This is a genomic window from Falsiroseomonas oryziterrae, assembly GCF_021864505.1.
Lineage (GTDB): Bacteria > Pseudomonadota > Alphaproteobacteria > Acetobacterales > Acetobacteraceae > Falsiroseomonas > Falsiroseomonas oryziterrae.
In genome coordinates this window covers 1-9,186 of record NZ_JAKJIB010000146.1, presented here as the reverse complement: position 1 = coordinate 9,186, position 9,186 = coordinate 1, and the positions used below count along the sequence as shown (strand labels likewise).

The window sequence follows — 9,186 nt, the reverse complement described above, 5'->3', positions numbered from 1 at the left end:
CCGCGCGCGTTCGACACCTGCGGCCAGGCCCTGCCCCGCATCGCGATCGCCGGACGCGAGGCCGCCGCGCCGGACAAGGTGGCGATCGCCCTCGACGCCGCGCGCGGCCGGGCCCGCTGCCTCGCCGGGGCCTTCACGGCGTGACCGACGCGCCCCCGCCAGCCCGCCACGTCGTCCTCGTCACCGGGCTGTCCGGCGCCGGCAAGGCCTCGATCCTCCGCACGCTCGAGGATCTCGGCTTCGAAACGGTAGACAATCCGCCGCTGCAGATCCTCCCGGACCTCGTCGCGGACGGCGCCTCGCCGCTCGCCATCGGCGTGGATGCCCGCTCGCGCGGATTCGATGCCGCCGAGGTGCTGCAGGCGATCGAGCGGCTCCGCGGCCGCGCTGGCATCGCGATCACGCTCGTCTTCGCCACCGCGGAGGAGACAGTGCTGCTGCGCCGCTTCTCCGAGACGCGCCGGCGGCACCCGCTCGCGCCCGGCGGGCCGCTCGGCTCGCGTGTGTCGGAGGGCATCGCGCGGGAGGCCGCGTTGATCGCGCCGCTCCGCGAGGCGGCCGACCTGGTGGTGGACACCTCGGACCTGCCGCTGCCGGACCTCCGCCGCCTGATCGAAGCGCGCTTCCGCCCTGCGGGCGCCGCAGGGCTCGACATCACGATCCTGTCCTTCGCCTATCCGAAGGGCCTGCCGCGCGAGGCAGATCTCGTCCTCGACATGCGCTTCCTGCGCAACCCGCATTACGACCCGGTGCTGCGGCCGCTGACCGGGCGGGACGGGCCGGTCGCGGCCTTCGTCGAGGCCGATCCGGATTTCGCGCCCTTCTGGACTCGCATGACAGGGCTGCTGGACCTGCTGTTGCCGCGCTACGCCGCGGAAGGGAAGAAATACCTCACCCTCGCCATCGGCTGCACCGGCGGCAAGCACCGTTCGGTCCTTGTGGCGGAACGCCTGGGCGCCTATCTGGCGGCCGGGGGTTGGCGGGCAGACGTTGTTCACCGCGAACTCGCATCCGCCGCAGCGGCGGGTGCATCCCATGCGGGGCGGGAGGCCCTGGCACCTTCACCATGACTGTCCCTCGATGATCGGCCTGGTCCTGGTCACGCACGGCCGTCTCGCCGACGAGCTCCGCGCGGCGATGGAGCACGTCGTCGGTCCCCAGGCCGGCGTCGCGACCGTCTGCATCTTCCCCGACGACAAGCTCGACTCGCGGCGCGACGACATCCGCGACGCGATCGGCGAGGTCGATTCCGGCGACGGCGTCGTGGTGCTCACCGACATCCTGGGCGGCACGCCGTCCAACCTGGCCTTCCAGCTCTGCGACCATCGCAAGGTCGAGGTGATCGCCGGCGTGAACCTCCCGCTGCTGGTCAAGCTCGCGAAGATCCGCGGCACCGAGCCGCTGGCTGAGGCGGTGGCCCATGCCACCGCCGCCGGCCGGAAATACATCGCCTGTGCGGCCGAGATGCCGGACGGGGCCAAGGCCAACGGCACGCCCGTGCTGCCGGCCGGCGCCACCGCCCCGCGTCCCAAGCTCAAGGCGGGCAGCGGGAGCGCCTGATGAACGAGTGGCCCGACGATGCCGGGGAGACCAAGGCGGCCGTTCCCGCGACGGCCGCCGCCCCCATCCCTGCCGCCGATCCGGGTCCCTGCGGCTGCGATGCCTCGGGGGGCATGGTGATGAAGCGCACGCTGCGCATCACCAACAGCCGCGGCCTGCACGCCCGCGCCGCCGCGAAGCTGGTTGCCGTGGCGGAGCGCTTCTCCGCCTGCATCAACGTCTCGCGCCATGGCCAGTCGGTGCCGGCCTGCTCCATCATGGGGCTGATGATGCTGGGCGCCGGGCAGGGCAGCGAGGTGACGGTCGATGCCGAAGGCTGGGACGCCAAGGAAGCCCTCGAGGCGGTCGCCGGCCTGATCGAGGCCGGCTTCCATGAAGATTGACAAGCCCGAGCGTCCCGACCCCAAGACAGATCCGCGCCCGGCGGCGGAGGCCGGCCGCCGCGCGCCGCGCCGCGCCAAGGAAGTCCTGATCAAGGGCATCCCCGTCGCGCCGGGGATTGCGATCGGCGCCGTCTTCGACACCACCGAGCCGCCGACCGAGGCGCCGCGCCGCGCCGTCGCCGCCGCCGCGGTGGACGAGGAGAAGGCGCGCCTCGCCGCCGCCGTCGCGGCGTCCAAGAAGCAGGTCGCCAAGCTCAAGACCCGGCTCTCCGTCCTGCCCGAGGAGGCGCAGGAGGAGCTCGAGCCGCTGCTCGACGCCTATGCGCTGATGCTCGGCGACTCGCGCCTGATCCGCGGCGCGCGCAAGCGCATCGAGCACGAGCTGCTCGCCGCCGAGACGGCCGTGTCGGACGAGGCGGAGGCGATCGCGGAGGTCATCCTCGCCGCCAAGGACGACGACAAGGCGGGGCTGAAGCGTCGCGCCGGCGAGGTGCGCGAGATCGCCCGCCGCCTCACGCGCAACCTGACGCAATCCGGCTTCCGGAGCTTCAAGGAAGTGCCGGAGGGCGCGATCCTCGTCGCCGAGGAACTCACGCCGGCCGATGCCGCGCTGCTCGATCCCTCGCGCATCGCCGGCGTCGCGACGGAGGAAGGCGGCGCCGACGGCCACACCGCGATCATGCTCCGCGCGCTCGGCATCCCCGCCGTGCTCGGCGCGCCCGGGCTGACGGAAGCGGCGCACCGCGGCGACCAGGCGGTGCTCGACGGCGCCGCCGGCACCGTCGCGCTGCACCCCACCGCGGCGACCCTGGCCCACGCGAAGGACCAGCTCGCGGCCTATGCGCGCGAGCGGCAGCGCCTCGGCAAGCTGCGCCGCCTGCCGTCCGTCACGACGGATGGCGAGCATGTCGAGCTGGTCGCCAACATGGAGATCCCGGCCGAGCTGCCGCTGATCGCACAGGCCGGCGCGCAGGGCATCGGCCTGCTGCGCTCCGAGTTCCTGTTCATGAACCGCGAGGACCTCCCGGACGAGGACGACCAGGTCGCCGCCTACGGGCCGATCGTGGAAGCCATGGGCGGCGATCCCGTCACCATCCGCGTACTCGACTGGGGCGGCGAGAAGGACATGGAGGCGCTCGCCGAGGGCATCGAGCCGAGCCACATCTCGCCCAACCCCGCACTCGGCCTGCGCGGCATCCGCATGCTGCTCAAGCGGCCGGAGCTGCTGGAGGCGCAGTTCGCCGCCATCTTGCGCGTCGCCGCGACCGCGCCGGAAGGGGCGGTGCGCGTCATGCTGCCGATGGTCACCGTGCCGGAGGAGGTGAAGGCCGCGCGCGACATCTACGACCGTGTCGCCAAGCGCCTCCGCCGCCGCGGCGAGAAGCTGCCGGAGAAGCTGCCCGAGCTGGGTGCGATGATCGAGACGCCGGGTGCGGCGCTGGCCGCCGACGCGATCGCCCTCGAGGCCGATTTCTTCGCCATCGGCACCAACGACCTCGCCATGTACACGCTGGCGGTGGACCGCGGCGACGCGGAGGTCGCGCACCTGTACGACCCGCTGCACCCGGCCGTGCTGCGCCTGGTGCAGTTCAGCACCGAAGCGGCGCTGCGGCTGCGCATGCCGGTGAGCATCTGCGGCGAGATGGCCGGCAATCCGCGCCTCGTGCCGCTGCTGCTCGGCCTCGGCATCCGCTGCCTCTCGATGAACGCCAGCGCGATCCCGCGCGTGAAGCAGGCGGTGCGCGCGCTCGACATCGGCGACTGCGCACGCTTCGCGCGGCGGGTCATGGAACAGTCGGACCCCGCGCGCATCCGCGAGCTGGTGGACGGCTTCGCGACGGGCGTGACCGAGCGCGGCTGAGACGGGGCAGGCGCGGCGCCTGCCCCATTCCCGCCGCATCGCGGCCCCGCCAGCGCCCGGCGCGGCCGGCAGCCTTCCCGCATGACCAGGAAGGCGCCCATGCGACCGGTCTGCCGCGCCGCCATCGGCGGCCTCTTCGCGATCTGGCTCGCCCCGCTCGCGCCCGACGCGCCCCGCTGCGACGGGACCTGCCGCTGCGCCGAGGCGCGCGACGCCGAGCCCGCCACGCGCGGCGCTCAGCCTACCGCGGAGGGCGCGCCAAAGGCCTGATCAGGCGGCCTGCTCCAGCGTCGGCGCGCTGTCGGCGACGGTCGTGCGGTGCAGGTCGCGCACCTGGTCGGGCGGTGCGCGCCGCGCGCGGTGCATCGTCACGCGGTTGTCCCACATCACCAGGTCATGCGGCCGCCAGACATGGGCGTGCACGAATTGCCGCTGGGTCGCGTGCTCCGTCAGGTCGCGCAGCAGCATGCGCGCCTCCGGGATCGGCCAGCCGCGGATCGCCCCGGCATGCGCCGACAGGAACAACGAGAGCCGGCCGCTGCGCGGATGGCGCCGCACGAGGCGCTGCGGCACCGGCTGCCACTTGGCGCGCTCCTCCTCGGTGAAGGCGTCGAAGCCAAGCGTGCCGCGGGAGAAGAGCTGGCTGTGCTCGCAGACGAGGTCGCGCACCAGCGCCTTCGTCTCCTCGTCGAGCGCGTCCCAGGCCGCGCGCATGTCGGCGAATTCCGTGTTGCCGCCCGAGCCGGGGATGACCCGCGCCGAGAGCATCGAATACTTCGCGGGTGTCGGCTTGAAGCTCGAATCGCTGTGCCAGAGCATGTTGCCGAGCGAGAAGAGCCGCCGGCGGTCATCGCGCCCCAGCACGGCGCCGTCGCAGTCGAGGTTGGAGATGTCGTTGATCTCCATCGACAGCCGCCGCTGCCCGCCCTGCGCGATGTCGCCGGTCGCCATTTCGAGCGGTCCGAAATGCCGGCTGAAGGCGACCTGCTGCGCGTCGTCGAGCGGCTGGTCGCGGAAGACGAGCACGCCGTAGCGGTCCATCCCCGCCTCGATCGCCGCCGCCTCGGCCGGCGTGATGCCGCGGGCGATGTCGAGGCCGGCGACCTCGCCGACGAAATCGGGCCGGGCCGGGTCCGCCGGCCGGATGCTGAGCGTCATGGCCATTCCTCCGTGCCGGTCGCGCGCCGGCCGCGCGCAGGCTACGCCGATCGAGGGCAGGAAGGGAACGCGCGAGCCGGCGCCGACCTGCAAGCCCTACAGCTGCTCCTCCACCGGCAGGACACGCGCAAGCCAGGCGACGGCGGTGCGCCGCCACGAAGCGCCCGGTTCGGCGAATCGGCGCCGCAGCGCGCCGCCCGCCGAATCGACCCAGGCGATGCGCCCGTCGCGCAGCTCCAGCCGCCAGCTGAAGGCCGGGTCCATCAACCGTTCCTGTTCCTCCGCGATCTCCTTCGCCACCGACGGGTTCTGCACGAAGGCGCCCATCTCCGTGTTGAGCGCGGCCGAACGCGGGTCGAGGTTGAAGGAGCCGACGAAGGCGCGCATCCCGTCCACCACCAGCGCCTTGGTGTGCAGCGCGGCGCCGCCGCGCGAGCCGAGCAGACTCGCCTTCTCGTCCTCCGGACCGGGCTTCAGCTCGTAGAGCACGATACCCGCGCGCAGCAGCGCGCGGCGGTACTTCATGTAGCCGCCATGCACGGCGACCACGTCGGTCGCCGCGAGCGAGTTGGTCACCACGCTCACCTTCACGCCGCGCTCCGCCAGGTCGCGCAGCAGCGCCAGCCCCTGCGGACCCGGCACGAAGTAGGGCGAGATCAGGCGCGCCTCGCGCTTCGCGACGCGGAGCGCATCGGCGATGTCGGCTGCGATGCCGCCCGCCGCCCGCGCACGCTTGCGTGCGCCGAGGCCCCGCCGCGCCTTCTCCGGGCTTTCCGCGACCACGCGCACCGCCCCTTCGGCCACCGGGGTCAGCCCGCGGCGGATGCGTCGCGACGGGCTTTCGCGCAAGGCGACGAGCAGGCCCGGCGCGTCCGGCTCCCGCGTCGCGGCGTCGAGCTCGCGGCGTAGCCGGTCCAGCCCGCCAGGCGTCTCGCTCGCCGCGCTCCAGTCCCGCGCGGGACGCGAGAGGTCGCTGCGCCAGTAGCGTTCGAACACCTCCGTCGCCCCGGCCGCCGGCGCGCCGGCCAGCACGAGGTCGAGGTCGCGGAAGCTGATGGCGCCGTCGGCGTCGAGTCCGAAATACTCGTTGCCGATGTTGCGGCCGCCGACCACGGCCAGCTGCCCGTCCGCAACCCAGTTCTTGTTGTGCATCCGGCGCGTCAGGTGCCAGCCGCCGAACGCGACTTCGAGCGCATAGCCGAGCCGCCCGAAGCGCCGCCAGCGCGTCGCGTTGAACAGCCTCACCTCGATGTTGGGATGCGCGTCCAGCGCCGCGAGCACGCGCTCGTGCCCGATCGCGAACACGTCGTCGAGCAGCATGCGCACCGCGACGCCGCGATCGGCCGCCGCCAGCACCTCGCGCGCCAGCAGCCGGCCCGTCAGGTCGCCACGCCAGACATAGTATTGCAGGTCGAGCGTGCGACCCGCGGCACGCGCCGAGGCAGCACGGATCGCGAAGGCCTCAGCCGCCTTGCACACCACGGTCACGCCGCCCTGCCGCGCCTCCGGCCCCCGCTGGCCGAGCGCGGCGAGCGAGGCGCGCACCGCGCGCTCGAGCCGCGTGGCCGGCGGACCCATCGGACGCGACGGCGCGAGACGCTGCGTCATGCCGCTCTGTCCTCCCGCCATCAGAACGGAGCGCTGCGCGCCCGGTTCGCCCGGCGCCGCGGTCTCACGCGGCCGCGCGCGCTTCCGCCAGCGTCTCCGCCACCTCCGCGAGGTGAAGCCGCGCGGTCAGCGGCAGGTGGTCGGACGCGATGCGCGCGAGCGGGCTGTCATGCACCTCCACCTCGCTGACCAGCGGTTGCGGCCAGGCCAGGATGCGGTCGAGCGGCAGGAAGGGCATGCGCGTCGGGAAGCTCGGGGGGCCGGCCAGCACCGGCCCGAACAGCGGCGCGAGCGCCGCGAGCGACGATCCCTCGCCCGGCTTCCACTCGTTCAGGTCGCCGCACAGCACGGTCGGCATCGCCGGCGCCTCGGCCAGATGGTCCAGGATCGCGATGGACTGGCGCCGTCTGCAGCGCGGCAGCAGCCCGAAATGCGCCGCCACCAGCCGCAGCGGCCCCTGCGGCAGGTCGAGCTCCGCCAGCACCGCCCCGCGCGGCTCCGCGCCCGGCAGCGCCAGGCGCGTCAGCCGGGCGCGGGTGCCCGGCCGGACCAGGATCGCATTCCCGTGCCAGCCATGGCCGTTGGCGACGTCGGAGACCGGCAGCGGCACCAGCCCGGCCTGCTTCTCGAGCAGCCGCATGTCGAGCAGCCCGACACGGCGGCCGAAGCGGCGATCGGCCTCCTGCAGGGCGATGATGTCGGCTCCGAGCTCGGCAATGACGGAAACCGAGCGATGCGGGTCGAAGCGGCCGTCGGTGCCGACGCATTTGTGCAGGTTCCAGGAGGCTAGGCGCAGTTCTCCGTCGCCGACGGGCGGCCGGGGCGCCGGGCTGCGCCGCCGCGCGTCGCGGAACCCTGCCAGAAGCTGGCGCATGTTCGCACCCGCGCCGCGGAGGTGATCCGCGACACGCATCGAATCTGGCGCGCGGAAGAAGCGCCGGGCGGCAGTCTGGGAGCTCATCCGGGGAGGCGGCGGTCCAGGTCGGCGGGGCAAGGCGGAGAGGATGGGACCTCGGACGCCGAATGCCAAGGCGGAACGGGGCGGCCCGACGACATAAACATATCCTTATGTCTCAGCGGTGCCGCTTGGCCCGTCTGTCCTGCCGTGCTACGCCCCCGCCGCTTTCGAGACAGGAAACCCGCGTGATGGCCGACTACGTCGTGAAGGACATCTCCCTCGCCGGCTGGGGCCGGAAGGAGATCAGCATGGCCGAGGACGAGATGCCCGGCCTGATGGCCGTGCGCGAGGAATACGGCGCGAAGCAGCCGCTGAAGGGCGCGCGCGTCGCCGGCTGCCTGCACATGACGATCCAGACCGCGGTGCTGATCGAGACGCTGAAGCATCTCGGCGCCGATGTCCGCTGGTCGTCCTGCAACATCTTCTCCACACAGGACCACGCGGCCGCGGCGATCGCCGCCGGCGGCACCCCGGTCTTCGCGGTGAAGGGCGAGACGCTTCCCGAGTACTGGGAATACGTGAAGCGCACGCTCGAGTGGGGCGACGGCGGCACGCCGAATGTCCTGCTCGACGATGGCGGCGACATGACGCTGCTCGTCCATTACGGCCTGCGCGCCGAGCAGGGCGACACCGGCTTCCTCGACAAGCCGACCAACGAGGAGGAGGAGGTCTTCTTCGCCCTCATCAAGGACTGCCTGAAGACCAAGCCCGGCTGGTTCGCGCAGCTGGCGAAGAACATCGTCGGCGTCTCCGAGGAGACGACGACGGGCGTGCACCGCCTCTACACCATGGCGAAGGAGGGGCGGCTGCTCTTCCCGGCGATCAACGTGAATGACTCGGTGACCAAGTCGAAGTTCGACAACCTCTATGGCTGCCGCGAGAGCCTGGTGGACGCGATCCGCCGCGGCACCGACGTGATGATGGCCGGCAAGATCGCGATGGTCTGCGGCTTCGGCGACGTCGGCAAGGGCAGCGCGGCGAGCCTCCGCAACGCCGGCTGCCGCGTCATGGTGTCCGAGATCGATCCGATCTGCGCGCTGCAGGCAGCGATGGAGGGCTACGAGGTCGTGACGATGGAGCAGGCCGCGCCGCGCGCCGACATCTTCGTCACCGCGACCGGCAACGTCGATGTCATTACGGTCGACCACATGCGCGCGATGAAGCACCGCGCGATCGTGTGCAACATCGGCCACTTCGACAGCGAGATCCAGGTCGCGGGCCTGCGCAACTTCAAGTGGGACAACGTGAAGCCGCAGGTGGACGAGATCGAGTTCCCGAACGGCAAGCGCATCATCCTGCTGTCCGAAGGGCGGCTCGTGAACCTCGGCAACGCCACCGGCCACCCGTCCTTCGTGATGAGCGCGTCCTTCACCAACCAGACGCTGGCGCAGATCGAGCTGTGGACCAATCCCGGCAAGTACGAGCGGAAGGTCTACACGCTGCCGAAGCACCTGGACGAGAAGGTCGCCGCGCTGCACCTCGCCAAGGTCGGCGCCACGCTGACGAAGCTGAACAGGCAGCAGGCCGACTACATCGGCGTGCCGGAGCAGGGCCCCTTCAAGGCTGAGCAGTACCGGTACTGAATTCCCCGCGACAACGCTGCGCGTTGCCGCGGGGACCCCTGGATCGGCGCTGATTCAGGGCTGACGGCTCATCCT

General features: G+C 72.3%; 9 protein-coding genes. 6 read left to right on the top strand and 3 right to left on the bottom strand.

The window, feature by feature from the left end:
* The first annotated feature begins 140 nt into the window (after window positions 1-140).
* The 5 genes from rapZ to L2I40_RS12935 all read left to right on the top strand — a co-directional run bounded on the left by rapZ (window position 141) and on the right by L2I40_RS12935 (window position 4,074).
* Window positions 141-1,070 (top strand): RNase adapter RapZ, encoded by a 930-nt coding sequence (gene rapZ / locus L2I40_RS12955; RefSeq protein WP_237215377.1) that lies wholly within the window; start codon window positions 141-143, stop codon window positions 1,068-1,070.
* Between the two features lie 10 nt (window positions 1,071-1,080).
* Window positions 1,081-1,560: a PTS sugar transporter subunit IIA gene (locus L2I40_RS12950; RefSeq protein WP_237215376.1), complete on the top strand. Its 480-nt coding sequence runs from the start codon at window positions 1,081-1,083 to the stop codon at window positions 1,558-1,560.
* A 113-nt stretch (window positions 1,561-1,673) separates the two neighbouring features.
* Window positions 1,674-1,943 (top strand): HPr family phosphocarrier protein, encoded by a 270-nt coding sequence (locus L2I40_RS12945; RefSeq protein ID WP_372491054.1) that lies wholly within the window; start codon window positions 1,674-1,676, stop codon window positions 1,941-1,943.
* Window positions 1,933-3,804: a phosphoenolpyruvate--protein phosphotransferase gene (gene ptsP, locus L2I40_RS12940; protein WP_237215374.1), complete on the top strand. Its 1,872-nt coding sequence runs from the start codon at window positions 1,933-1,935 to the stop codon at window positions 3,802-3,804. Before L2I40_RS12945 ends, ptsP begins: the two co-directional genes overlap by 11 nt.
* A gap of 99 nt (window positions 3,805-3,903) precedes the next feature.
* Complete coding sequence (locus L2I40_RS12935; protein WP_237215373.1) at window positions 3,904-4,074, top strand: hypothetical protein; 171 nt, start codon at window positions 3,904-3,906, stop codon at window positions 4,072-4,074.
* Here the strand turns inward: L2I40_RS12935 and L2I40_RS12930 are convergent, their stop codons facing one another.
* From L2I40_RS12930 to L2I40_RS12920, 3 genes are all read right to left on the bottom strand, one after another.
* Window positions 4,075-4,962, bottom strand: a complete 888-nt coding sequence (locus tag L2I40_RS12930) for a TauD/TfdA dioxygenase family protein (RefSeq protein ID WP_237215372.1) — start codon at window positions 4,960-4,962, stop codon at window positions 4,075-4,077. It abuts the gene before it with no gap.
* A gap of 96 nt (window positions 4,963-5,058) precedes the next feature.
* Complete coding sequence (locus tag L2I40_RS12925; RefSeq protein ID WP_237215371.1) at window positions 5,059-6,570, bottom strand: phospholipase D family protein; 1,512 nt, start codon at window positions 6,568-6,570, stop codon at window positions 5,059-5,061.
* Window positions 6,571-6,634: 64 nt separating this feature from the next.
* Window positions 6,635-7,444 (bottom strand): endonuclease/exonuclease/phosphatase family protein, encoded by an 810-nt coding sequence (locus L2I40_RS12920; RefSeq protein WP_237215370.1) that lies wholly within the window; start codon window positions 7,442-7,444, stop codon window positions 6,635-6,637.
* A gap of 272 nt (window positions 7,445-7,716) precedes the next feature.
* On the opposite strand from L2I40_RS12920, the gene ahcY reads away from it, so the two are divergent.
* Complete coding sequence (ahcY, locus tag L2I40_RS12915) at window positions 7,717-9,111, top strand: adenosylhomocysteinase (protein WP_237215369.1); 1,395 nt, start codon at window positions 7,717-7,719, stop codon at window positions 9,109-9,111.
* Window positions 9,112-9,186 lie beyond the last annotated feature (75 nt).

Excerpts from the sequence above, each read along its gene's own strand:
- L2I40_RS12950 (WP_237215376.1), top strand. The coding sequence starts at position 1,081 with ATGATCGGCCTGGTCCTGGTCACGCACGGCCGTCTCGCCGACGAGCTC.
- L2I40_RS12945 (WP_372491054.1), top strand. The coding sequence starts at position 1,674 with ATGGTGATGAAGCGCACGCTGCGCATCACCAACAGCCGCGGCCTGCAC.
- ptsP (WP_237215374.1), top strand. The coding sequence starts at position 1,933 with ATGAAGATTGACAAGCCCGAGCGTCCCGACCCCAAGACAGATCCGCGC.
- L2I40_RS12935 (WP_237215373.1), top strand. The coding sequence starts at position 3,904 with ATGCGACCGGTCTGCCGCGCCGCCATCGGCGGCCTCTTCGCGATCTGG.
- L2I40_RS12930 (WP_237215372.1), bottom strand. The coding sequence starts at position 4,962 with ATGACGCTCAGCATCCGGCCGGCGGACCCGGCCCGGCCCGATTTCGTC.
- L2I40_RS12925 (WP_237215371.1), bottom strand. The coding sequence starts at position 6,570 with ATGACGCAGCGTCTCGCGCCGTCGCGTCCGATGGGTCCGCCGGCCACG.
- L2I40_RS12920 (WP_237215370.1), bottom strand. The coding sequence starts at position 7,444 with ATGCGCCAGCTTCTGGCAGGGTTCCGCGACGCGCGGCGGCGCAGCCCG.
- ahcY (WP_237215369.1), top strand. The coding sequence starts at position 7,717 with ATGGCCGACTACGTCGTGAAGGACATCTCCCTCGCCGGCTGGGGCCGG.